20 protein-coding genes, 1 tRNA gene and 1 other RNA gene are annotated in these 22,615 nt (G+C 74.9%); 19 read left to right on the plus strand and 3 right to left on the minus strand.

The features are described 5' to 3' along the window. Window positions 1–14: 14 nt before the first annotated feature. Window positions 15–965, minus strand: coding sequence for an alpha/beta fold hydrolase (locus tag ACYX4T_RS26010; protein ID WP_476012100.1), 951 nt, complete (start codon window positions 963–965; stop codon window positions 15–17). Between the two features lie 119 nt (window positions 966–1,084). Between ACYX4T_RS26010 and ACYX4T_RS26015 the strand changes: the two genes are divergently transcribed. From ACYX4T_RS26015 to ACYX4T_RS26025, 3 genes are all read left to right on the plus strand, one after another. Continuing rightward, entirely contained in the window at window positions 1,085–2,299 is a 1,215-nt protein-coding gene (locus tag ACYX4T_RS26015; protein WP_476012101.1) for a glycoside hydrolase family 3 N-terminal domain-containing protein, read from the plus strand. Window positions 2,300–2,366: 67 nt separating this feature from the next. Next, window positions 2,367–3,539: an acyl-CoA dehydrogenase family protein gene (locus ACYX4T_RS26020; RefSeq protein WP_476012102.1), complete on the plus strand. Its 1,173-nt coding sequence runs from the start codon at window positions 2,367–2,369 to the stop codon at window positions 3,537–3,539. 21 nt (window positions 3,540–3,560) lie between these two features. Next, on the plus strand, window positions 3,561–4,688 hold the full coding sequence (locus tag ACYX4T_RS26025; RefSeq protein WP_476012103.1) for an acyl-CoA dehydrogenase family protein: 1,128 nt from the start codon (window positions 3,561–3,563) through the stop codon (window positions 4,686–4,688). Here the strand turns inward: ACYX4T_RS26025 and ACYX4T_RS26030 are convergent. Then, window positions 4,685–5,284 carry a TetR/AcrR family transcriptional regulator gene (locus ACYX4T_RS26030; protein WP_476012104.1) on the minus strand — a complete coding sequence of 200 codons (600 nt, stop codon included), beginning with the start codon at window positions 5,282–5,284 and terminating at the stop codon, window positions 4,685–4,687. The two genes, ACYX4T_RS26025 and ACYX4T_RS26030, sit on opposite strands and share 4 nt — an antisense overlap. A 122-nt stretch (window positions 5,285–5,406) precedes the next feature. On the opposite strand from ACYX4T_RS26030, the gene ACYX4T_RS26035 reads away from it, so the two are divergent. From ACYX4T_RS26035 to ACYX4T_RS26100, 14 genes are all read left to right on the plus strand, one after another. After that, window positions 5,407–6,141, plus strand: coding sequence for an SDR family NAD(P)-dependent oxidoreductase (locus ACYX4T_RS26035; protein ID WP_476012105.1), 735 nt, complete (start codon window positions 5,407–5,409; stop codon window positions 6,139–6,141). A 97-nt stretch (window positions 6,142–6,238) separates the two neighbouring features. After that, window positions 6,239–8,422 (plus strand): elongation factor G, encoded by a 2,184-nt coding sequence (locus ACYX4T_RS26040; RefSeq protein WP_476012106.1) that lies wholly within the window; start codon window positions 6,239–6,241, stop codon window positions 8,420–8,422. Window positions 8,423–8,491: 69 nt separating this feature from the next. Next, entirely contained in the window at window positions 8,492–9,832 is a 1,341-nt protein-coding gene (locus ACYX4T_RS26045) for an MFS transporter (RefSeq protein WP_476012107.1), read from the plus strand. 30 nt (window positions 9,833–9,862) lie between these two features. Further along, the gene (gene prfB / locus ACYX4T_RS26050) at window positions 9,863–10,978 is read left to right on the plus strand and encodes a peptide chain release factor 2 (RefSeq protein ID WP_476012108.1); all 1,116 of its coding nucleotides are present in this window, start codon (window positions 9,863–9,865) and stop codon (window positions 10,976–10,978) included. A 72-nt stretch (window positions 10,979–11,050) separates the two neighbouring features. Further along, complete coding sequence (gene ftsE, locus ACYX4T_RS26055; protein WP_476012109.1) at window positions 11,051–11,740, plus strand: cell division ATP-binding protein FtsE; 690 nt, start codon at window positions 11,051–11,053, stop codon at window positions 11,738–11,740. Continuing rightward, window positions 11,741–12,637 carry a permease-like cell division protein FtsX gene (ftsX, locus tag ACYX4T_RS26060; RefSeq protein ID WP_476012110.1) on the plus strand — a complete coding sequence of 299 codons (897 nt, stop codon included), beginning with the start codon at window positions 11,741–11,743 and terminating at the stop codon, window positions 12,635–12,637. A gap of 19 nt (window positions 12,638–12,656) precedes the next feature. After that, the gene (gene smpB, locus ACYX4T_RS26065) at window positions 12,657–13,169 is read left to right on the plus strand and encodes an SsrA-binding protein SmpB (RefSeq protein ID WP_476012111.1); all 513 of its coding nucleotides are present in this window, start codon (window positions 12,657–12,659) and stop codon (window positions 13,167–13,169) included. Further along, the gene (locus tag ACYX4T_RS26070) at window positions 13,166–14,104 is read left to right on the plus strand and encodes an amidohydrolase family protein (protein WP_476015377.1); all 939 of its coding nucleotides are present in this window, start codon (window positions 13,166–13,168) and stop codon (window positions 14,102–14,104) included. Before smpB ends, ACYX4T_RS26070 begins: the two co-directional genes overlap by 4 nt. Before the next feature lie 55 nt (window positions 14,105–14,159). Continuing rightward, window positions 14,160–14,535: a transfer-messenger RNA gene (ssrA, locus tag ACYX4T_RS26075) on the plus strand. A gap of 182 nt (window positions 14,536–14,717) precedes the next feature. Then, entirely contained in the window at window positions 14,718–16,187 is a 1,470-nt protein-coding gene (locus tag ACYX4T_RS26080) for a protein kinase family protein (RefSeq protein ID WP_476012112.1), read from the plus strand. Between the two features lie 134 nt (window positions 16,188–16,321). Then, window positions 16,322–17,602 (plus strand): MFS transporter, encoded by a 1,281-nt coding sequence (locus ACYX4T_RS26085; protein ID WP_476012113.1) that lies wholly within the window; start codon window positions 16,322–16,324, stop codon window positions 17,600–17,602. After that, the gene (locus tag ACYX4T_RS26090) at window positions 17,599–19,167 is read left to right on the plus strand and encodes a cryptochrome/photolyase family protein (RefSeq protein WP_476012114.1); all 1,569 of its coding nucleotides are present in this window, start codon (window positions 17,599–17,601) and stop codon (window positions 19,165–19,167) included. The genes ACYX4T_RS26085 and ACYX4T_RS26090 overlap by 4 nt, the downstream gene beginning before the upstream one ends. Window positions 19,168–19,231: 64 nt before the next feature. Next, window positions 19,232–19,304 (plus strand) — tRNA-Ala (locus ACYX4T_RS26095). A gap of 178 nt (window positions 19,305–19,482) precedes the next feature. Next, on the plus strand, window positions 19,483–19,896 hold the full coding sequence (locus ACYX4T_RS26100) for a PPOX class F420-dependent oxidoreductase (protein ID WP_476012115.1): 414 nt from the start codon (window positions 19,483–19,485) through the stop codon (window positions 19,894–19,896). A gap of 185 nt (window positions 19,897–20,081) precedes the next feature. Here ACYX4T_RS26100 and ACYX4T_RS26105 read toward each other — a convergent pair whose 3' ends face one another. Continuing rightward, on the minus strand, window positions 20,082–20,489 hold the full coding sequence (locus ACYX4T_RS26105) for a RidA family protein (RefSeq protein WP_476012116.1): 408 nt from the start codon (window positions 20,487–20,489) through the stop codon (window positions 20,082–20,084). Between the two features lie 81 nt (window positions 20,490–20,570). On the opposite strand from ACYX4T_RS26105, the gene ACYX4T_RS26110 reads away from it, so the two are divergent. Beyond that, a complete protein-coding gene (locus tag ACYX4T_RS26110) occupies window positions 20,571–21,539 on the plus strand; it encodes a helix-turn-helix transcriptional regulator (RefSeq protein ID WP_476012117.1) in 969 nt (322 codons plus the stop codon). A 76-nt stretch (window positions 21,540–21,615) separates the two neighbouring features. Further along, the gene (locus tag ACYX4T_RS26115) at window positions 21,616–22,485 is read left to right on the plus strand and encodes a hemerythrin domain-containing protein (protein WP_476012118.1); all 870 of its coding nucleotides are present in this window, start codon (window positions 21,616–21,618) and stop codon (window positions 22,483–22,485) included. The last annotated feature ends 130 nt before the right edge of the window (window positions 22,486–22,615 follow it).

Below are 22,615 nucleotides of genomic sequence, written 5' to 3' on the forward strand. Positions count from 1 at the left end.
GTCGACCCGGGCGCTCAGCCGGTGCCGCGCGCCGCCACCCGCGGCCCGAGGCTCGCGACCGACAGATCGCCGGGCTCGGTGGCGTCGCAGAACTCGGTGAGCAGCGCCGCGAAGCGCGTCGGCTCGTCGCAGTGCGGGAAGTGTCCGGCCCGGTCGAAGATCTCGAGGCGGCCGTGCGGCACGAGCCCCGCCGCGCGGCGCGCATGCCCGACCGGGATGACCGGGTCCCGGGCGCCCCACACGATCATCGTCGGCAGGCCCTCGGTGAGGTAGAGCCGGTCGGTGCCGCTGACGCGCTGGCCCCAGGGTCCGATGACGCTCCGGACGGTGTCGACGAACGCGTCGAGGTGCGCGCGCTGCGACAGCGACGCGGCGTGGCGGGCCGTCTCGCGCAGCGACACCGACTCCTCGCCGAACGACGGCAGGGCGGCGGCGAGCCGCAGGCCCCGCGCGCCGAGCTGGAGCACCCCGGTGGACGCGAGCACCGGCAGCACGTACTCCGCGCCCGGCAGCGCGGCCAGGCGCAGCAGCGGGCTGACCCCCCGCCCCAGCCCGCCGGAGGAGACGAGCACGAGCCGCGAGCACATCTCCGGGAACTGGTAGGCGAACTGCATGGCCACCCCGCCGCCGAGCGAGTGCCCGACGACCGTGACCCGCCGGTGCCCGAGCACGGCGAGCAGGTCGCGCAGCCCGTTGGCGTAGGCGCCGAGGGAGAAGTCGCCGCCGACGCCGGCCGACTCGCCGTGGCCGAGGAGCTCGGGGGCCAGGAGCAGCCGGTCGCAGCCCGAGCGCTCGTAGGCCTGCAGGACCGGGGTCCAGGTCTCGGCGCTGCCGGCGATGCCGTGGACGAGGACGACGACCTCCGGGTCGCCGTCGGCCGCACCGTCGCCGGCGACCTCCGGGCACGCCTCGACGTAGGACATCTGCTGGCCGTGCAGCGTGCGGGTCCGGCGTGTGGCGGTCATCGTTGGCCATCCTGTCCTGGTCGGGGTCCGACGGCACGGTCGACCGACGTCGGCCGACCGGAGCAGACCTCGGAGGCCCTCCAGGTGCCCGCCGGGGCGCCCGGCACAATCCCGGGACGATGCCCGGTGCCCGACGCCTCCCCGTCCTCGCCGCCGCCGCGGCCCTCGCGACCGCCCTGGCCCTCGGCGCCTGCGGCGGGCCGGCGCCGGCGCCGGAGCCCGCCGCGGCTCCGGGCGGGCGCTCCGCCGCCCCGTCGCCGGCGGGCCCCGCCGCCGCCGACCCCGCGGCCCCCGACCCCGCCGCGAGCTGCGTGCAGAACACCCTCGACCGGCTCGACACCCGGGAGCGCGCCGCGCAGCTCGTCATGGCCGGGGTGCCGGCCGACGGGCTGACCGCGGCCGGGCGGGAGGCGCTGGACGCCGGTGCGGGCGGGGTGATCCTCACCGACGCCACGGGCGGCGAGGCCTCGGCCGCGCAGGTCGCGGCGACGACGACCGCGGTGCAGGAGGCCGCGACCGTCCCGGTGACGATCGCGACCGACCAGGAGGGCGGCAAGGTCCAGGACCTGAAGGGCGCCGGGTTCACGCGCATCCCGTCGGCGTCGGTGCAGGGCCGCGACGTCGCCGACCTGCGCTCCGACGCCCAGGGCTGGGCGCGCGAGATGGCCGGGGCCGGGGTGACGCTGGACCTCGCGCCGGTGGCCGACGTCGTCGACCCCGCCCTCGGCGACGCCAACGAGCCGGTCGGGGCGCTCGACCGCGGGTTCGGCACCGACCCGGCGCGCGTCGGGCGGGCGGTGGCCGCGTTCGTCGAGGGCATGGACGCGGGCGGGGTGGACAGCACCCTCAAGCACTTCCCGGGCCTCGGGCGCGTGCGGGAGAACACCGACTTCGCCGACGCCGCGGACACGCGGACCACCGTCGACGACCCGGGGCTCGCCTCGTTCCGCGCCGGCATCGAGGCCGGCGCGCCGGTGGTGATGATGTCCTCGGCGGTCTACGCCCGCATCGACCCCGACGAGCGCGCCCTGTTCTCCCGCGCCGTCGTCACCGACCTGCTGCGCGGGCGGCTCGGCTTCGACGGGGTCGTGACCACCGACGACGTCGGCGCCGCCCGGGCCGTCGCCGACGTGCCGGTGGGGCAGCGGGCGGTGCGCTTCGTCGCCGCGGGTGGCGACCAGGTGCTCACCATCGAGCCCGACGACGTCGGGCCCATGGTCGACGCGCTGGTCGACGAGGCCGCCGACCCCGCGTTCGCCGCGCGCATCGACGAGAGCGCCCGCCGCATCCTGGCCCTCAAGGCCCACCGCGGCGTCCTGCGCTGCACTCCCTGACCGACTCCGGCTTACCGACGGGTAGCCGGCTCTGCGGCCGTCGGTGGGCCGTGCCAGAGTGGCGCCCGTGGACCTGAGCTACACCGCCGAGGAGGAGCAGTTCCGCACCGAGCTGCGGGACTGGCTCGCCGGGAGCATCCCGCCGGAGTGGGCCGAGCCCGGCTTCTGGCGCTCGCTCGACGACGACGAGTCGTTCCGGCTGCGTCGCGAGTGGGAGGCGTCGAAGACGGCCGCCGGCTTCTCCGGCATCCAGTGGCCGACGGAGTACGGCGGGCGCGGCGGCACGCCGGGCATGAAGGCCATCTACGACGAGGAGACGGTGCGGGCGCACGCCCCGCAGACCGTCAACGTCCTGGGCCTGACCTTCCTCGCGCCGACGGTCATGGCCATCGGCACGCCGGAGCAGAAGGCCGAGATCATCGGGCCGATGCTGCGCAACGAGGTCATCTGGTGCCAGGGCTTCTCCGAGCCCGGCGCCGGGTCGGACCTCGCGGCGGTGGCGACGCGCGGCGTGCGCGACGGGGACGACTTCGTGGTCAACGGCCAGAAGATCTGGACCACGAACGCGATGCACGGTGACAAGATCTTCACCCTCGTGCGCACCGAGCCCGGCTCGGAGCGGCACAAGGGCCTGTCGATGATGCTCATCGACATGGACCAGCCGGGCGTGGAGGCCCGCCCGCTCAAGCAGATGAGCGGGGCCAGCGAGTTCGGCGAGGTGTTCTTCACCGACGCGCGGGTCCCCGCGAAGGACTGCCTCGGCGAGATCGGCCAGGGCTGGCGCACGGCGATGCTGCTGCTCTCGTTCGAGCGCGGCGCGTCGGGCGTCGGGCAGTACACCGAGTTCCGCCGGCAGTACGACGAGATCGTCGAGCAGATGCGCCGCTTCGGGCGCTCGGACGACCCGGTGGCCCGCCAGAAGATGGCGAACTGCCTGGTCGAGCTCGAGTGCCTGCGCTACCACGCGATGCACATCCTCACCCAGGTCGAGCAGGGCCGGGACCTGGGCTCCGAGTCGTCGATGACCAAGCTGCAGTGGTCGGAGACGTTCCAGGACCTGTGGGAGGCGTTCGACGACGTCCTCGGCCCCGAGGCCTCGCTCGAGCGCCCGCGCCCGGACGTCGACCTCGCGCCGTACCAGGCCCAGGCCATGTGGTCGCGGTCGGTCACCATCTGGGGCGGCTCGTCCCAGGTCCAGCGCAACATCGTCGCCGAGCGCGTGCTCGGCCTGCCACGGTAGAGAACCGTAGAGGAGCCCGGAGTGTTCTTCGCGCTGACCGAGGACCAGCAGGCGTTCGCCGCCACGGTCCGCGAGTTCGTCGCCGACCGGTTCGACCTCGACGCGGTGCGCGCCGTGGTCGAGGACCCCGACGGCGACGGCCACCCGCTGACGCTGTGGAAGGGCCTCGCCGACCAGGGCGCCCTGGCCGTGCTCGTGCCCGAGGAGCACGACGGCCTGGGGCTGGGGCTGCTCGACGCGCAGGTCGTGGCCCGCGAGCTGGGTGCCGCCGTCGCGCCCGGTCCGTGGACCACCACCGTGCTCGCCGCCGAGGCCCTGCGCCTCGCCGGCTCGCCCGCCCAGCAGGCCGCCTGGCTGCCGGCGCTCGCCGCGGGCGAGACCGTCGGCACCGTGGCGCTGCGCGGGGAGGCGGGGTCGTGGGACGGGCGCAGCGGGCGCGGCATCACCGTCGACGCCTCGGGCGAGCGGCTCTCGGGCACGGCGTCGCCCGTCGACTACCCGGGGGTCGCGGGGCTGTTCGTGGTCGCCGCCACCGACGCCGACGGCGCGCCCGGGCTCTACCTCGTCGAGGCGGGAGCCCAGGGCCTGTCCGTCCGCGACCAGCGGACCTACGACGGCACGGCGCGCGTCGGCGCGGTCGAGCTCGCCGACACCCCGGGCGAGCTCCTCACCGGCGGGACGCTCTCCGGCGGCGAGGCCGTCGGCGCGGTGACCGCCCGGGGCGCCGTGCTCACCGCGGCGGATCTCGTCGGCGTCGCCCGCGAGGCGCTCACCCGCACCGTCGACTACGACCGCGACCGCAAGCAGTTCGGCGTGCCGGTCGGGTCGTTCCAGGCGATCAAGCACACGATGGCCGACCTGCACGTCGGCGTGACGATGGCCGAGCACGCGGTGCTCTTCGCCGCGCACGCGCTCGACTCGGGCGACGCGGGCGACCCGGCCACGGACATCGCGGTCGCCGTGGCGAAGGCGAAGGCGTCGGACGCGGCGTGGGCGGCCACCGGCGCGATGATCCAGTTCTTCGGCGGCATCGGCTTCACCTGGGAGCACGAGGCGCACTTCTTCTACAAGCGCGCCCGCCGCCGCGCCCCGCTGTTCGGGTCGGCCGACGAGCACCGCGAGCGGCTGGCCGCGCTCACCATCGACTAGCCCGGGGTCGGTGCCGGCAGCAACCGCGCCAGGACCGAGCGCGCCACCGTGGTGAGCGCCGCGACGTCCATCCCGGTGCGACCGAGCGCCACGACCCCGAGCTGGGCGGCGAGGACCGCGCGCGCGGTCTCGGCGGGGTCGACGTCGGGGTCGACGTCGCCCTCGCGCCGGGCGCGCTCGAGCGCCTCGGTGAGGATCGCCGTGATCGCGTCGTAGCTGCGGCGGGCCTCGGCCGCGACGTCCGGGGTGCTGGTCGCGAGCTCGGCGGTGCTGTTGGCGAGCAGGCAGCCGCGGCGCGCGGCGGCCCCGGTCGGGTCGCCGGCCGCGCCGAGCACGAACTCGCGCACCAGGTCGACCCCCCGTGCGGCGGACGCCAGACGCTCGCGCAGCCCGCGGAGGTTCGCGTCGTCGTAGTCGCGCAGCACCCGCAGGAAGAGCCGGTGCTTGTCGCCGAAGGCCCCGTAGAGGCTGCCCTTGCCCAGCCCGCTCACGCGCAGCAGGTCGTCCATCGACGTCGCGGCGTAGCCCTTGTCCCAGAACTCGTCGCGGACGGCGAGGACGACGCGGTCCTCGTCGAACTCCCGGGGGCGCGGCACCCCCCGACCGTACGAGTTCTGGACCCGACAGGCCAGAACCAGCCGCAGGATGTTGACCGGGCGGCCCATATCGGCGAAGGTGTTCTGGACGGAACGGTCAATAACTAGGGGAGGTGGACGGCATGCCCGTCCTCGCGGACAAGGTCGCGGTGGTCACCGGGGGCAGCAGCGGGATCGGGCTCGCGATCGCGCGTGCCTTCCGGGACGAGGGCGCGACGGTGGTCATCACCGGCCGCCGCAAGGAGGCGCTCGACGCGGCGGTCGCCGAGCTCGGCGAGGACGTGACCGCCGTGGTCTGCGACGTCGGGGTGCCCGCCGACCTCGACGCCCTCTACGAGACGGTGCGCGAGCAGGCCGGGCACGTGGACGTCGTGGTCGCCAACGCCGGGATCGGCATCGACGCCGCGTTCGGGGAGGTCACCGAGGAGCAGGTCGACGCCCAGTTCGCCACCAACGTCAAGGGCACGATCTTCACCGTCCAGGGTGCGCTGCCGCTGCTGCGCGACGGGGCCTCGGTGATCGTGACCGGCTCGACCGCCGCGACGCGGCCCGATCCGGGCCTCGAGGTCTACGGGGCGACGAAGGCCGCGGTGCACAACCTCGTGCGCGGCTGGGCCCACAGCTCGCGCCGGTACGGCTTCCGCGTCAACGTCCTCGCCCCGGGCATGGTCCCGACGCCGGGCCTGCTCGACCTGGTCCCCGCGGAGGTCCGCGCGCAGGCCGCGGAGGTGATCCCGCTGGGGCGGCACGGCCGGCCCGAGGAGATCGCGGCGGCCGCCGTGTTCCTGGCCTCGGACGCCTCGAGCTACGTCAACGGCTCGGTGCTCGCCGTCGACGGCGGCGTCGCCCAGGTCTGACAGCTCGTCCGTCCCGACCCCTTGTCGTGATCTCGGTCACTCCGGTGGACTGAGGGCGTCGACGCGACGACGGGTCGGGACTTGCGAGGTGGTCGTCATGGGGAAGGCCGACAACGCCCGGAGAGGTCGGGGCGGGCGTACGGAGGAGCTCGCGCCGGACGACCCGGCCGCCGTGCGCTCGGTCGCCGTCGTCGGACCGATGGCGGCGGGCAAGACCACGCTGGTCGAGGAGCTCCTGGCCGCGGCGGGCGCGATCCCGCGGGCCGGGTCGGTCACCGCGGGCACCACCGTCACCGACCACGACCCGGACGCCCGCCGCCAGCAGCGCTCGGTGGCCCCGTCCGTCGCGTCGCTGGTCCACCGCGACGTCAAGATCAACCTCATCGACACCCCGGGCTGCCCCGACTTCCTCGGCGAGGTCCGCGCGGGCCTGCGCGCGGCCGACGCGGTGCTCTTCGTCGTCGGGACCGCGGACGCCGCCGACGGCGTCGCCGCCCCGACATCCGCCCTGCTCGCCGAGTGCCGCCGCGCGGGCCTGCCCGCCGTGCTCGTGCTCAGCCGCCTCGACCACGCCCGCGCCGACGTGGACGCCGCGCTCGCCACGTGCCGCGAGGTGGCCGCCGGGTCGGGGGAGGTGCTCGTCCCCGTGACGCGGTCCGGGCGCGACGCCGACGGCACGGTGACCGTGCACCCGCTGCTGGCGGGCGACGACCCGACCGCCGACGAGCCCGACGACCTGCGCCGCGAGCTCGTCGAGACCCTCATCGAGCAGAGCGAGGACGAGGCGCTGCTCGAGTCCTGGATCGGTGGCGACGCGGTGGCGCTCGACGCCCTGCGCGCGGACCTGGCGACGGCCGTCGCGCGCCGTGCCCTCGTGCCGGTGGCCGGCGTCTGCGCCCCGACCGGCGCCGGCCTGGACGCCCTGCTCGACCTCGTCGTCGACGCCGTGCCGCCCCCGACCGCCCACCCGCCGCTGCCGGCGCACGCCCCCGACGGCGCCGGGCACGACCCCGTCGACCCCGACCCCCACGGCCCGCTGGTCGCCGAGGTCGTGCACACCGGCACCGACGCGCAGGGCAGCCGCGTCTCGCTCGTGCGCGTGTTCTCCGGCCGGCTGCGCCCCGACACCGCGCTGACCGTGTGCGCCGACCCCCTGCGCATCCCCGCCCCGCGCGACGGCTCCCACGACAGCGACACTGCCGACCCCGGCGGCGCGGGCGGCTCGGCCGGCTCCGGCGGCTCCGGCGGCTCCGGCGGCTCCGGCGGCTCCGGCGGTGAGACCGTCCGCGTCAACCGCGTCTACGCCCCGCTGGGGGCGACGCTGCGCGAGGTGCCGTGGTGCGTGGCGGGCGACCTGTGCGCGCTGACCCGCCTGGGTCCCGTGGCCACCGGGGACACGCTGTGCGCCGCCGAGGACCCCGTCGGTCTCGACGGCTGGGAGCTGCCCGAGGCGCTGCTGCCCGTCGCGGTGACCGCGGCCGACCGCTCGGCCCAGGACGCGATGGCCCGCGGGCTCGCCCGCCTCGCCGCCACCGAGACCACGCTGCGCGTCGAGCGCAACGCCGACACCCACCAGATCGTGCTGTGGTGCACCGGCGAGGCGCACGCCGACGTCGTCCTCGCGCGCCTGCGGGCGTCCGGGGCGAGTGTCGAGGTCACCGACGTCGCCGTCCCCGAGCGCGAGACGGTCGCCGGGCCCGCGACGGGGCTCGGGCGGCACGTCAAGCAGTCCGGCGGGCACGGGCAGTTCGCCGTGTGCCGGATCGAGATCGAGCCGCTGCCGCGCGGGTCGGGCGTCGAGTTCGTCGACCGGATCGTCGGCGGGGTCATCCCGCGGGCCTACATCCCCGGCGTCGAGAAGGGCGTGCGCGCCCAGCTCGAGGCGGGCGTGACGCCCGGCCGGCCGGTGGTGGACGTGCGCGTGACGCTCGTGGACGGCAAGGCCCACAGCGTCGACTCGTCGGACCAGGCGTTCCAGACCGCGGGGTCGCTCGCGGTCAAGGAGGCGGTGGCGGCCGCGGGCACGGTGGTCATGGAGCGGCTCTACGAGGTCGAGGTCACCGTCGACGACGCCCAGCTCGGCGCGGTGCTCGGCGACCTCGCCTCCCGCCACGGGCGCGTGGTGGGCACCGAGCCGGGCGCGCCGGGCACCACCCTCGTGCGCGCCGAGGTGCCCGAGCAGGCGCTGCTGCGCTACCCGGTGGACCTGCGGGCGCTGACGTCGGGGACGGCGAGCTTCACCCGCCGGTTCAGCCGGTACGAACCGGTGGCGAGCGGCTGAGCCCCGAGGTCTTCCCCGGGGTCGGTCCGGATGGCTACGGTCCCCGCGGTTCGACGAGGGGAGCCCGCGATGACGCAGAGCCCGCCGTCGCCGACCGAGGTGCGCCGGGTCGCGGTCGCCAGCCTCGTCGGTACGACGATCGAGTGGTACGACTTCTTCATCTACGCCAGCGCGGCGGGCCTGGTGTTCAGCCAGCTGTTCTTCACCGCGCTCGACGCCAGCTCGGCGCTGCTCGTCTCGTTCGCGACCATCGGGGTGAGCTTCGTCGCCCGGCCCGTGGGCGGGGTGCTCGCCGGCCACCTCGGTGACCGGTTCGGACGCAAGGGCATGCTCGTCGCGACCCTGCTGATCATGGGGGTGTCCACCGTCGGCGTGGGTCTGCTGCCCACCTACGCCTCGATCGGGGTGGCCGCGCCGGTCCTGCTCGTCGTGCTGCGCCTCCTGCAGGGCCTCTCGGCCGGCGGGGAGTGGGGCGGGGCCGCGCTCATGGCCGTGGAGCACGCCCCGGAGGGCCGCCGCGGCTTCTTCGGCACCTACCCGCAGGTCGGCGTGCCGATCGGCCTGGTGCTCGCGAACCTCGTGTTCCTGGTGGTCTCGGCGAGCACCACCGAGGAACAGTTCCTCGCCTGGGGCTGGCGCGTGCCGTTCCTGCTCTCGGTCGTGCTGGTCGGCGTCGGCTTCTTCGTGCGCGCCCGGGTGTCCGAGAGCCCGGTGTTCTCCCGCCTGCGCGAGCAGCGGGCCCGCCGCTCCGCGCCGCTGGTCGTGGTGCTGCGCGACCACCCCCGCGCGGTGCTGGTCGCGATCGGCCTGTTCATCGCCAACAACATGATCGGCTACCTGCTCATCGCGTTCGTCACCTCGTACGGCACCCGCAGCCTGGGCGTCTCCAGCGCCACGATGCTCGCCGTGGGCATCGTCGGCGCGGTGGTGTGGGGCGTCGCGATCGTCACGAGTGGCTCGTGGTCGGACCGGGTGGGCCGGCGGCGCGTGTACCTCGTGGGCACGATCGCCCTGCTCGCCTGGTCGTTCCCGTTCTTCTGGCTGCTCGACACCGCGTCGTTGCCCTGGATGCTGGTCGCCGTGGCGGGGCTGGGCATCGGGCTGGGCCTGACCTACGGACCGCAGGCCGCGGCGTACGCCGAGCTCTTCCCGGCCGCGGTGCGCTACAGCGGCGCCTCGTTCGCCTACGCCCTCGGCGCCGTGCTCGGCGGCGGCTTCGCGCCGCTGATCGCGCAGGCCCTGCTCGGGGCCACGGGCACGTCGCTGTCGGTGTCGGTCTACATGGTGCTCGTGTGCCTGGTGACCCTCGCCGCCGTGCTCGCCATGCGGGAGGGTTCCGCGGCCGAGCGCGAGGCGTTCGTCCGCGGCGTCGAGCCCGGCCCGGCCGAGCAGGCGACGCGCCCGCACTGACCGCGACCGTGCGGTGATTACCCTGGGGGCGTGGACGACGCGACCGCGACCGAGCTGAAGGACCTCGCCGCCTCCCTCGACAGCGTCGAGGCGGCGATGGACCTCGAGGGTCTGCGGCGCGAGGTGGCGGAGCTCGAGCAGCAGGTCGCGGCCCCCGATCTGTGGGACGACGTCGAGACCGCGCAGAAGCTGACCAGCGCGTTCACCCACAAGCAGGCCGACCTCAAGCGGGCCGAGTCGCTGCGCTCCCGGCTCGACGACCTCGGCACGCTCTACGAGATGGCCGACGAGTCCGACGGCGCCGACGCCGCGGAGCTGCGCACCGAGGCCGACGGCGAGCGCAGCGCGCTCAAGGCCGACGTCGACGCGTTCGAGGTCCGCACGCTGCTCTCCGGCGAGTACGACGAGCGCGACGCGCTGGTCACCGTGCGGGCGGAGGCCGGTGGCGTCGACGCCGCCGACTTCGCCGAGATGCTCCTGCGCATGTACCTGCGCTGGGCCGAGCGGCACGGCTACCCGACCGAGGTCTACGACACCTCGTACGCGGAGGAGGCCGGCATCAAGTCGGCGACCTTCAAGGTCTCGGCGCCCTACGCCTACGGCACGCTGTCGGTGGAGCAGGGCACCCACCGGCTCGTGCGCATCTCGCCGTTCGACAACCAGGGCCGCCGCCAGACGAGCTTCGCCGGCGTCGAGGTCGCCCCGGTCGTCGAGTCCACCGACCACGTGGAGATCGACGAGAAGGACCTGCGCGTCGACGTCTACCGCTCGTCGGGCCCGGGCGGGCAGGGCGTCAACACCACCGACTCGGCGGTGCGCCTGACCCATCTGCCCACCGGCATCGTCGTGTCCTGCCAGAACGAGCGCTCGCAGCTGCAGAACAAGGCGTCCGCCATGGCGGTGCTCGCGGCGAAGCTGCTGGCGCGCCGCCGCGAGGAGGAGCAGGCCCTGCTCGACTCGCTCAAGGACTCCGGCTCGAGCTGGGGCAACCAGATGCGGTCCTACGTGCTGCACCCCTACCAGATGGTCAAGGACCTGCGGACCAACCAGGAGACGTCGCAGACCTCGCAGGTGCTCGACGGGTTCATCGACGACTTCCTCGACGCGGGCATCCGCTGGCGCAAGCAGAACGAGACCGCCGCGTAGCGGCGCATCGACACCGCGGCGTAGCGGGAGCGCCGTCGGGGAGATCACGACCCCTCAGTAGCATCCCGGGCCGTGATCCGGCTGGAGAACGTCTCGAAGGTCTACGCGACGTCGACGCGGCCGGCCCTCGACGACGTCACCGTGGACGTGGAGCGGGGCGAGTTCGTCTTCCTCATCGGGCCCTCGGGGTCGGGCAAGTCGACGCTGCTGCGGCTGCTGCTGCGCGAGGACGTGCCGAGCCGGGGCACCGTGTGGGTCGCCAACTGGAACGTGGGCCGTCTCGCCCGGCGCCGCGTCCCGCGCCTGCGCCAGCGCATGGGCTGCGTGTTCCAGGACTTCCGGCTGCTGCCGAACAAGACCGTCGCCGAGAACGTCGCCTTCGCCCTCGAGGTGATCGGCAAGCCGCGGCACACCATCCGCACCGTGGTCCCCGAGGTGCTCGACATGGTCGACCTCGGCGGCAAGGCCGACCGCATGCCCTCGGAGCTCTCCGGCGGCGAGGCCCAGCGGGTCGCGATCGCGCGGGCGTTCGTCAACCGGCCGCTGGTGCTGCTGGCCGACGAGCCCACGGGCAACCTCGACCCGGAGACCGCGACGGGGATCATGACGCTGCTTGAGCGGATCAACCGGACCGGCACGACGGTGCTCATGGCGACCCACGACCGCCAGATCGTCGACAGCGCGCGTCGCCGGGTGGTGGAGCTGTCGTCGGGCCGGCTGGCGCGCGACGACCACCGCGGGGTCTACGGGGTGGCCCGCTAGATGCTCTTCGTGTGGCGCGAGGCCCTCGTCGGGCTGCGGCGCAACCTGACGATGACCCTCGCCATGGTCATCACCACCGCCATCTCGCTGGGCCTGCTCGGCGCCGGCCTGCTCGCGGTGCGCACGATCGACCGCACCGAGGACCTCTACTACTCGCTCATCGCCGTGCAGGTCGCCCTCGACGAGCCGACCAGCGCCGAGGACCCGGACTGCTCGAGCCCGGTGTGCCGGGACCTGCGCGCGCAGCTCGAGGCCGACCCGCTGGTCGCGTCGGTGGAGTACGAGAGCCGCGACGCCGCGTTCGCACGCTTCCAGCGGATCTACGCCGGCCAGTCGATCCTGCAGCTGGTGCGCCCGCAGAGCCTGCCCGCGACGCTGCGCGTGACGATGGACGACCCACTGCGCGGCACCGAGATCGTCGACCGGTTCACCGGCCGGCCGGGTGTGCGCAACGTCGTCGACCAGCGGGCCACCGTCGCCGACCTCTTCTCGTTCCTCGGCAGCGTGCGCAACGCGACGTTCGGGCTGGCGATCGTGCAGGCCCTGGCCGCCGTGCTCCTGATCTCCAACACCATCCAGCTCTCGGCGTTCACCCGCCGCACCGAGGTCGGGATCATGCGCCTGGTCGGCGCCACCCGCTGGTACACGCAGGTGCCGTTCCTCATCGAGGCGGTGGTCACCGGCGTGGTCGGGGCGGTGCTCGCCACCGCCGGGCTGGTCGCCGGCAAGGTCTTCTTCCTCGACAACCTGCTGTCCGGCCGGCTCCTGGCCAATACGATCCCGCCGATCGGGATGACCGACGTGCTCGGTTACGTTGGACCGGTACTGGTGGTGGTGGGCGCGGTGATCGCGACGGCCACCGGGTACGTGACGTTGAGGCTCTACGTCAGGTCGTAGGCGCGAGGGAGGTGCTGGGATGGCGAAGACGAAGTCGGCGCCGGCGAAGGCCAGCAGCAACCGCCCCGAGGAGCGACGCAAGATCGTCGCGACCAACCGTAAGGCGAAGTACGACTATCAGATCCTCGACGTCTACGAGGCCGGCATCGCGCTGCAGGGCACCGAGGTCAAGAGCCTGCGCGCCGGGCACGTGTCGCTGAACGACGCGTTCGCCACCGTCACCGACGGCGAGGTGTGGCTGCGCGGCCTGCACATCCAGGAGTACGACTTCGGCTCCTGGACCAACCACGAGCCGCGGCGCGCGCGCAAGCTGCTGCTGCACCGCTCCGAGATCGCGCGGCTCGTCGGCAAGACCCGCGAGACCGGGCACACGCTCGTGCCCCTCTCGCTCTACTTCAGCGGCGGCCTGTGCAAGGTCGAGCTCGCCCTGGCGCGCGGCAAGGCCAAGCACGACAAGCGCGAGGCGATGGCCGAGCGCGACGCGAAGCGCGAGGCCGAGCGGGTCGTGGGGCGGCGGATCAAGGGGTGGTGAGCCCCGCCCGCGACCCGCTGGCGACCCCGCCGGTGGACGACGCCGACGTGCCCGCGTGGGTGGCGGCGACCGGGGTCGAGGGCCTGGTGGACATCCACGTCCACTTCCTGCCCGACCGGATGCTGCAGAAGGTCTGGGCGTTCTTCGACCAGGCCGAGCAGAACTACGGGATGCCCTGGCCCATCCACTACCGCGAGCCCGAGCAGACGCGCCTGGACCTGCTGCGGGGGTTCGGGGTCCGGACCTTCGCGCCCCTGGTCTACCCGCACAAGCCGGGCATGGCGGCGTGGCTGACGTCGTGGTCGCTGGAGTGGGCCGCGGAGGTGCCCGAGGCGGTGCCGACCGCGACCCTCTATCCCGAGGAGTCGGTGACGACCTACCTCGGCGACGCGCTCGCCGCGGGCGCACGGGCGGTCAAGGCGCACGTCCAGGTCGGCGACTACGACCCCCGCGACCCGCTGCTCGACGCCGCCTGGGGGCTGATCGCCGACGCGGGCGTGCCCGTGATCACCCACTGCGGCGACGGGCCGCGTCAAGGCACCTGGACCGGCATGGACGTCTTCGCCGAGGTGCTCGAGCGCCACCCCCGGCTCACCGCGGTGATCGCGCACGCGGGCCTGCCGGAGTACGACACCACGCTGCGGCTGCTCGACCGCTTCTCCCACGTGCACCTCGACACCACGATGGTCGGGACGGCGTTCACCGAGTCGTTCGCCCCGGTGCCCGCCGACTGGCCCGCGCGGCTGGTCGACGTCGCCGACCGCGTCGTGCTCGGCACCGACTTCCCGAACATCCCGTACGCCTACCACGAGCAGCTCGCCGCGATCGCCGGCTGGGCCGCCGCGGACGACCGCCTCGGCGGGTCGTTCCTGCGCGCGGTCCTGCACGACACCCCGGCGCGGCTGCTGGGGACGGGAGGACGCGGGGCCGGATGAAACGGACGCCGGTCCGCGTTATGATCGATGGCCGTCCGCACCGCGCGGGCGCCGAGGGGGTGACTGGTTTCGACTCCGAGTGGTTCATCAGGAGAAGCGTGCCGAGGAAGGCGACGATGATCTCGTTAACCATCCGTCGCAAAGAAATAAGCGCCGAGAGTTCTCAGCGCGACTTCCAGCTCGCTGCCTGACAGCGAGTAGGGAAGTCTGTCGGCCCGGGTTCGTCATCGGCCCGGTCGCCGGCATCAGCTAGATGACTCCACCGGCGGGCTCGGTCACGGAGCCCGTCGGGACACCGCACAGTGACTGGGATCGTCACACCGGCCCGTCCGCAGGCCCGGTGGATCCGAGCAGAGACGAGGCGGACTGCGCACGGAGAAGTCCTGATTGCTGATCGGAGGACCCGGGTTCGATTCCCGGCACCTCCACCCCGAGGCGACGGCGGGCCGGGGAGCACACGCTCCCCGGCCCGTCGTCGTTCGGACAGGTGGCCTCGTCCTGTCGGCTGATCGGCTCTGGCTGGTCGACCGGTCGACTCAGCGTGAGGGCGGGCGCTACCGTGAATGACCGGTGCTCACTCGTCCGGAGGAGCACGAGGACGGGGAGGTGCGACGTGGCCACGGAGCCCGACGGCGTGTCCCCGTCCGCGCCCGGCGACGGTCCCCCGTCGGTGACCCCGGCTCCCGAGGCCTGGCCCGACGCCTGGCCCGGTGCGGTCGACGCCGCGACCCGCGGGCTCGACGCGGTTCTCGGCCGCGAGGTCGCGATGGTCACGCTGCCGCCGGCGCGCGGCGACGACCTCGTCGTGCGCACCGAGCAGGTCCGCCGGCTGGCCGGGCTGCACCACGCCCACCTCGTCGAGGTGTTCGACGTCGACGGGCTCGCCGAGGACACCGAGAGCACGCTCGTGCTCCAGAGCGTCGCCGGACGGGGCCTGGAGCCCGCCGCGGACCTCGCACGCTGGTCGCCGCTCGCGGTCGCCGAGATCGGGGCGCAGGTCGCCTCCGCGCTCGCCCACGCCCACGGTCGCGGGGTGGTCCACGGGCACATCGGGCCGGCGAGCGTGGTCGTCGGCGGCACCCCGGGCGCGCCCTACGCCTGGCTCACCGGCTTCACCGCGGCGCTCCACCCGGCGCCGCCCGCGAGCCCGGGCACCGGCGAGATCCCGGACGCCGACGGGGCCGGCCCGGCCCAGCCGCGCCCGGACGACGACGTCGCGGACCTCGGCCACGCCCTGACCGTCGTCCTCGACCCCGAGGCCCCCGCCGCACCTGCGCTGGCCGACGCGCTCGGCGCCATGGCCGCGGGGGAGGTCACCGCCCGCGCGGCGTCCGAGTCCCTCGCGCGCGTCGCCGAGGTGCTGCGTCACGTCGACGAGGACGAGACGAGCGTCGTCGCGCTGCCCGCGGCCCTGCTCGCGCCGGTCGCGGAGCCCGCCGCCCCCCTTCCCGCACCCGCCGCGCCCGCGCCCGCTCCGGAGCCCGCGCTCGCGGCCGCCGCCGCGCCCCGCCGCGCGCGTCGGGGCCGGCGGGTCGGCGGCCTGCGGATGGCGGCCCTCGGCGGCGCCGTGCTCGCCGTCGCGGCGGCCTCCGGGTTCGTCATCTGGACCGGCGAGGACCCGGGCACCCCGCTCGAGGCGGGCCTCTCCGACCGCACCACGCCGGCGGCGCCCGGGCCGGTGGCGGTGGCCCCGCCCGGCGGCGCGTCCGGCAGCGACGAGCCGGTCTCCCGCGACGAGTCCGACGGCTCCGACGGCTCGGACGGCACCGACGGCTCCGCCGGGACCACCGCGCGGGACACGACCTCGCGCAGCCCGATCACCAGTGACGTCACCACGCTGCCGGGGTCCACGGATCCCTCGGTGCCGGTCCCGCCGGTGCCCTCGACGGTGCCGCCCACGACCGTCCCGACCACCGTGCCCACCGGCCCGACGACCGGACCCACGACGGGGCCCACGACGGGACCCACGGAGCCGGAGCCGACGACGGGGCCGACCAGCGGGCCGACCGGGCCGACCGGGCCGACCGGGCCGACCACGACGACGCCCACCGCACCCCGCGGCGCCACGCTCGCCGCACCCTGACCGCGAGTCCCCCCGGAGCACGAGTCCCTGATCACCGGCCCCGCCCGGGCGGGCACCGCCGGGGGAGGGGCAGACTGGCGGACGGCCGCCGAGACACGCCGACACACCGAGCGCGAGGGAGCCCCCGAGCAGGAATGGGTGCCGCACCGCAGCGGGACCGCACGCCCGACGGGCCCTCCGGCCCCCCGGAGCATGCGCGCCTGCCCTGGGAGGTCTGGGCGCTGCTGGCGGGCAGCTTCCTCGTCGCCGCCGGCTACGGCATCGTCGCGCCGGCCCTGCCCGTCTTCGCCAGCAGCTTCGGCGTCGGGGTGACCGCGGCGTCCGCCGTGGTCAGCGCCCTGCCCGTGATGCGGCTGCTGTTCGCGCCGGTGTCCGGGCGGCTGGTCGCCCGCACCGGCGAGCGCACGATGTACCTCACCGGCCTGCTCGTCGTCGCCGCCTCCACCGGGGCCTGCGCGCTCGCGACCAGCTACGTCCAGCTGCTCGTGTTCCGCGGGCTCGGGGGCATCGGCTCGACGATGTTCACCGTCTCCGCCTTCTCGCTGATGTTCCGGCTCGCGCCCGAGGGACGCCGCGGGCAGGCCAGCGGCCTGTTCACCGGCGCGTTCCTGCTCGGCGGGGTCACCGGGCCCGCGTTCGGCGGCGCGCTGGTGGCCGTGGACCTGCGCGCGCCGTTCGTCGTGTACGCCGTCGCCCTGGTGGTGGCGACGATCGTGGTCGGGGCGCTGCTCGCGCGGTCCCGCCAGGTCGGCGCGCGCCGCGACGGCGGGCAGGAGGCGCCGCTGACCATCGGGGCCGCGCTGCGCCTGCCGATGTACCGCGCGGCGCTGGTCTCGAGCCTCGCGACGGGGTGGGCCGTTCAGGGCGTGCGCGTCGCGCTCGTGCCGCTGTTCGTCGCCGTGGCGCTGGGGCGCGAGCCGCTGTGGGCCGGGATCGCGTTGACGGTCTTCGCGGTCGGCGACGGCCTCGTCCTGCTCGCTACGAGCGGGCTCTCCGATCGGCGCGGACGGCGCCCGGTGGTCGTCGCCGGCCTCGGGCTGGTCGCCCTCGGCACCGGGTCGATCGCGCTGGCGCAGGTGCCCGGCGCCCTCGGGCTCGTGGTCCTCCTCGGCGCCTCCGCGATCGCCGGCGCGGGCGCCGGCCTGCTGCAGCCCGCCCAGGGTGCCGCCGTCGCCGACCTCGTCGGGTCGCGGCGCAGCGGCGGCCCGGCGCTCTCCGGGTTCCAGATGGCCGCCGACGTCGGCGCCATCGTCGGGCCCATCGCGGCCGGGGCGCTCGCGGAGAGCGCGTCGTTCCCGGCCGCCTTCGCGCTGTCCGCCGCGGTCGCCCTGGTGGCCCTGGTCGTGTGGGCGCGGCTCGGTCGCGGTCCGGTCGCCGGTTCGACCGAGCAGGAGGCGGGCACCCGCGGCCCATGAGCCGACGGCGCACCGGCGTCCCCGCGGGCGTCGAGGACACCTACACCGAGGCGATCGACCAGGCCCTCGAGGACGCGGGCGCGGAGCACGACGCGCCGCTGTGGGTGTTCGGCGACCAGCTCGGCCCCGCCGTGCACGGCCTGCCCCAGCATGCCGAGCGCGAGGTCGTGCTCGTCGAGTCCGCGGGCGTGCTGCGCCGGCGCCGCTACCACCGCCAGAAGCTGCACCTGGTGCTCTCGGGGATGCGCCACCTCGACGCCGAGCTCGGCGACCGCGCCACCTACCACCGCACCGAGGGCTACCGCGAGGCGCTGGAGAAGGTCGGGCGCCCGGTCGTCGTGCACCAGCCGACCTCGCACACCGCCGTCGAGTTCGTGGAGCGGCTGCGCAAGGACGGGCTGGTCGCGGCGGTGCTGCCGCCGACGACCTTCGCCCGGCCCCGCGCGGAGTTCACCGCCTGGGCGGGCGAGGACGGCTCCTTCACGATGGAGAACTTCTACCGCAACCAGCGCCGTCGCTTCGACGTGCTCATGGAGGGCGAGAGCCCCGTCGGCGGCAAGTGGAACCTCGACCACGACAACCGGGAGCCCCCGCCGAAGAAGGCCGGGACCCTCGGGGTGCCCGACCCGTGGTGGCCGACCGAGGACGAGATCGACGAGCAGGTCCGCCGCGACCTCGACGGGATGGACCTGCCCACCGTCGGGTCCGACGGGCCGCGGCTGTTCGCCGTCACCCCGGACGAGGCCCGCCAGGCGCTGACGCGGTTCGTCGAGCACCGCCTCGACCCGTTCGGGCCGCACGAGGACGCGATCCTGTCCGGCGACCCGTGGATGGCGCACTCTCTGCTCTCGGTGCCCCAGAACCTCGGCGTGCTGCACCCTCTCGAGGCCGTCCACGCCGCCGAGCAGGCCTATCACGACGGCACGGCGCGCCTGAACTCCGTCGAGGGCTTCGTGCGCCAGATCCTCGGGTGGCGCGAGTACATCTGGCACCTGTACTGGCACTTCGGGAAGGGCTACACCAAGCGCAACGAGATGGACCACCGCAAGGCCCTCCCGTCCTGGTGGACCGAGCTCGACGGCGACGGCGTCACCGCCGCGTGCCTGTCCGAGACGCTGAACGGCGTGCGCGACCGCGGCTGGGTGCACCACATCCCGCGGCTCATGGTGCTCGGCAACCACGCCCTGCAGCGCGAGTACCGCCCGAGCGCGCTGTCCGAGTGGTTCACGACGTCGTTCGTCGACGGGTTCGCCTGGGTGATGCCGCCCAACGTCATCGGCATGAGCCAGCACGCCGACGGCGGCAAGCTCGCCACCAAGCCCTACGCCTCGGGCGGCGCCTACATCAACAAGATGTCCGACCACTGCGGCGACTGCGCCTTCGACCCCAAGGTGCGCGTGGGAGAGAAGGCGTGCCCCTTCACCGCCGGCTACTGGCAGTTCGTGCACCGGCACCAGACCCTGCTGCGCGGCAACCAGCGCACGGCCCGCGCCGTGGCCACGATGGACCGTCTCTCCGACCTCGATACGGTGCTCGAACAGGAGCACGGCCGGAAGGACTTCTAGACCGGACGGCGTGCACCCCCCGGCGTCGGTCGGCGGCCCCCGGCGTGTAACGTTGCGCCGCGTTGGGGCTGTGGCGCAGCTGGTAGCGCATCACACTGGCAGTGTGAGGGTCAGGGGTTCGAGTCCCCTCAGCTCCACCCCAGGACAGAGGCCCGCCGACCCCGGTCGGCGGGCCTTCGTCGTGTCGGTGACAGCGGGCGATGGCAGCAACGTCGTCGTGGTCCTCGGAGGCCGAGGGCCGAACGCAGCGCCGAGGACTGCTGTCGACCGCGGGCGCTGTGCCCGATACTGCGGCGTACCGAAGGGGGTGACCTCGTGTCGTTCACCGACGCGGAGATCGAGTTCATCCGGTCCCAAGGCATCGGACGGCTGGCAACGGTCGATCCCGACGGTCAGCCGGACGTCGTGCCCGTCGCGGTCGAGTTCGACGGGCAGCATTTCTGGGTGGGAGGCCCCGGGGACGTCGTCCGGACACGCAAGTTCCGCAACGTCGCCGGCGGCTCTGCTCGGGTCAGCATCGTCTTCGATGACCTGCCGTCGATGCAGCCGTTCGTGGCCCGCGGCATCAGGGTGGACGGCGAGGCCGAGCAGCCCTTCGAGCGTGTCGGCATGGTCGGGCCAGGCACCTACATGCGGATCACGCCGACGACCTCGTGGAGCTGGAATCTGAGTGGGGAACCCGCTGGAGACGAGTGGTACCCGGTCGCCCGCCGCGAGCACGTGGGCTGACGGCTGACGGCGGCGGACAGCAGCAGCGGGGCCGCGCCGAGCGAGACTCGGTCGGTCGATGCCCAGGCGGACGACCAGTGTGAGGGTCAGGGTTTCGAGTCCCCTCAGCTCCACCCGGCAGACGAGCCCCGCATCCTCCGGCACGACCGCCGGCGGGGTACGGGCCTCGTCGGCGTTCCGGCCCGCTAGCCGGGCGCCCGCACCGCGACGGCCTCGACCTCGACGAGCATCTCGGGCATCGCCAGGCGCGCCACCCCGACGAGGGTCTGCGTCGGCGGCGCCGACCCCCAGCCCTCCTGCACGGCCCCGGTGATCGCCCCGAGCCGGGCCAGGTCGTGGTCGACGACGTAGGTGCGCAGCTGCACCACGTCGCGCAGGCCCAGGCCGTGGGCGGCGAGGGCGACGCCGAGGTTGCGGAACGCCTGCGCCACCTGCTCGCCGAAGTCGCCCGAGGTGACCGTGCCGTCCGGTCCCGATCCGTACTGCCCGGCGACGAGCACCAGGTCCGACCCCGCGGGGACGGTGGCGGTGTGGCTGTACCCGAAGGGGACGGGGTCGTGCAGTCCGTCGGGGTTGGTCATCGCGAGCGTCATCCGGGTCTCCTCCCGTGTCCTGGGACGAGCATCCGCGCCATAGGCGACACCCTGTGTCGTACATCTCCGTAGGGTCCTCGCGTGCGTGCCGACCGGCTGGTCTCGCTGGTGCTGCTGCTGCGCCGGCACGGGCGGCTGTCCGCCGCGGCGCTGGCCCGCGAGCTCGAGGTGTCGACGCGCACCGTGCTGCGCGACGTCGAGGCGCTCTCCGCGTCCGGCGTGCCGGTGTACGCCGAGCGGGGCCGCCACGGCGGGTTCGCGCTGCTCCCGGGCTTCCGGACCGAGCTCACGGGGCTGAACCACGACGAGGCGCTCGCCCTGCTCGTCGCCGGGTCGCGGCCGGGTGCGCAGGCGTTCGGGCTCGGCGCGGCGCTCGCGTCGGCGATGCTCAAGGTGGTCGACGCGCTGCCCGAGGGGCACCGGGCCGTCGCGGCGGGCGCCGCCGAGCGCCTGCTCGTCGACCCCGAGGCCGACCTGCTCGCGCGCCGGCTCGTCGCCGAGGAGGTGCCGGGCGCCGTGCTCGCCGCGGTCCGGCGCGCGGTGCTGGCCGGGCACCGGCTGCGGATCCGGTACGCGGCGACGGATCGGGACCCGGTGTGGCGCACGGTGGACCCGATCGGCCTGGTCACCGTGCGCGGGCGGGGCTACCTGGTGGCGACGCGGGACGGCGCGGACCGCACCTACCGGCTGTCCCGGGTCCTGGAGGCCGAGGAGCTCGTCGAGGCCGCCGACCGTCCGGATCGTGTCGACCTGGAGCGCCTGTGGCAGGAGCGCACGACGCGGTTCCGCACCGGCGGCGAGCAGGTCACCGCCGTCGTCCGGGTGGACCCGGCGCGGCGGGAGGCGCTGGTGGGGACCGCGCTGGCGCTCGACGGTGAGGAGGCCGACGCCGACGGCCGGCTCCGTCTCGAGGTCACGTTCCAGGATGCGCGGCACGCCGAGTGGGTCCTCTGGCAGCTCGCCACGGACGCCGAGGTCGTGTCCCCGCCGTCGCTGCGGGCCGCCGTGCGCGACCGGGCCGCGGCGCTGGCGGCCGCGTACGGGCCCTGACGCCCGTTCGCCGCCGCGAGCGATCGGGTACCGCCACGAGCGTCAGGCGCAGGTCGAGCCGAGTCCGCCGCTGCCCGTGCCCTCCACGCTGCCGCGCCTCGTGCCCGCGGCGTGCCCGACGGCCGAGGAGGCCCTCGTGACGACCTCGATCGCCCAGCAGGACGATGCCGCCCTCGGCGGGCCGCTGAGCATCCTGACCCTGCAACGCCGCGACCACGTCCGGCTCGACCGGCTCATGGACCGTGCTCGCACGACGCTGACGACGGGCGGTCCCGAGCACGCGGTGGCCCTCCGGGCGCTGGCCCGCCTGGTGTTCACCCACGCCTTCGCCGAGGAGGCCGTGCTCTTCCCCGCCGCGCGCCGCGTGCTGCCCGAGGGCGACCCGCTGAGCCGGCACATCGAGCAGGAGCACCAGGAGGTCGACGAGCTGGTGGCTCGCCTCGACCGCTCCGACGCGGGTGACCCCGAGCACGCCGAGCTCATGGAGCGCGCCTTCGCCGCCCTCGACGAGGACGTGCGCAGCGAGGAGGACGAGCTCCTCCCGCGCCTGCAGGAGGAGCTCTCGCCGTGGCGGCTGCGCCTGCTCGGGCTGGCATGGGGCGTGCTGCGGCTGACGTCGCCGACGCGGGCCCACCCCGTCGTGTCCCGGCGCCCGCCGGGCCAGGTCCTCTCGGCCCTGCCGCTGACCGTGCTCGACCGGACGCGCGACCGTCTCCAGCAGGTCGGCGGCGTCGTCGACCGGGTGCTCGGCGGCCGCGGCGCCGGCGCGCTGCGGGCCCTCGACGACGCCCTGGCCGGCGCCTCCGGAGCGGTGGAGCGGCGGCCGGTCCTCCGCACGGGGGAGCGCCCGGAGACCTCGCGGGGCCCCGCCCCCGACCGCGAACAGCCGGGCCCGGCGGCGCCGGTGAGCCACCACGACGAGGTCCGCGGGGCGCGGCCCGGCTGACCCGTCGCGGGCCCCCGGCTGGTCTACGACGAGACGTCGTGGGAGGGTTCACCCGGCGAGCCGGGGTGCCGCACGGCGGTTACGATCCCGGTGTCCGCACGCGCGGCCGGTCCGGCCGCCGGGGTGGAGG

This window comes from Actinomycetospora sp. ABD4_176 (assembly GCF_056311855.1).

Coding starts and splice junctions, on each gene's coding strand:
- smpB (WP_476012111.1), top strand. CDS start 12,657: ATGGCGAAGACGAAGTCGGCGCCGGCGAAGGCCAGCAGCAACCGCCCC.
- ACYX4T_RS26040 (WP_476012106.1), top strand. CDS start 6,239: ATGGGGAAGGCCGACAACGCCCGGAGAGGTCGGGGCGGGCGTACGGAG.
- ACYX4T_RS26010 (WP_476012100.1), bottom strand. CDS start 965: ATGACCGCCACACGCCGGACCCGCACGCTGCACGGCCAGCAGATGTCC.
- ACYX4T_RS26085 (WP_476012113.1), top strand. CDS start 16,322: ATGGGTGCCGCACCGCAGCGGGACCGCACGCCCGACGGGCCCTCCGGC.
- ACYX4T_RS26035 (WP_476012105.1), top strand. CDS start 5,407: ATGCCCGTCCTCGCGGACAAGGTCGCGGTGGTCACCGGGGGCAGCAGC.
- ACYX4T_RS26015 (WP_476012101.1), top strand. CDS start 1,085: ATGCCCGGTGCCCGACGCCTCCCCGTCCTCGCCGCCGCCGCGGCCCTC.
- ftsX (WP_476012110.1), top strand. CDS start 11,741: ATGCTCTTCGTGTGGCGCGAGGCCCTCGTCGGGCTGCGGCGCAACCTG.
- ACYX4T_RS26045 (WP_476012107.1), top strand. CDS start 8,492: ATGACGCAGAGCCCGCCGTCGCCGACCGAGGTGCGCCGGGTCGCGGTC.
- ACYX4T_RS26090 (WP_476012114.1), top strand. CDS start 17,599: ATGAGCCGACGGCGCACCGGCGTCCCCGCGGGCGTCGAGGACACCTAC.
- ACYX4T_RS26105 (WP_476012116.1), bottom strand. CDS start 20,489: ATGACGCTCGCGATGACCAACCCCGACGGACTGCACGACCCCGTCCCC.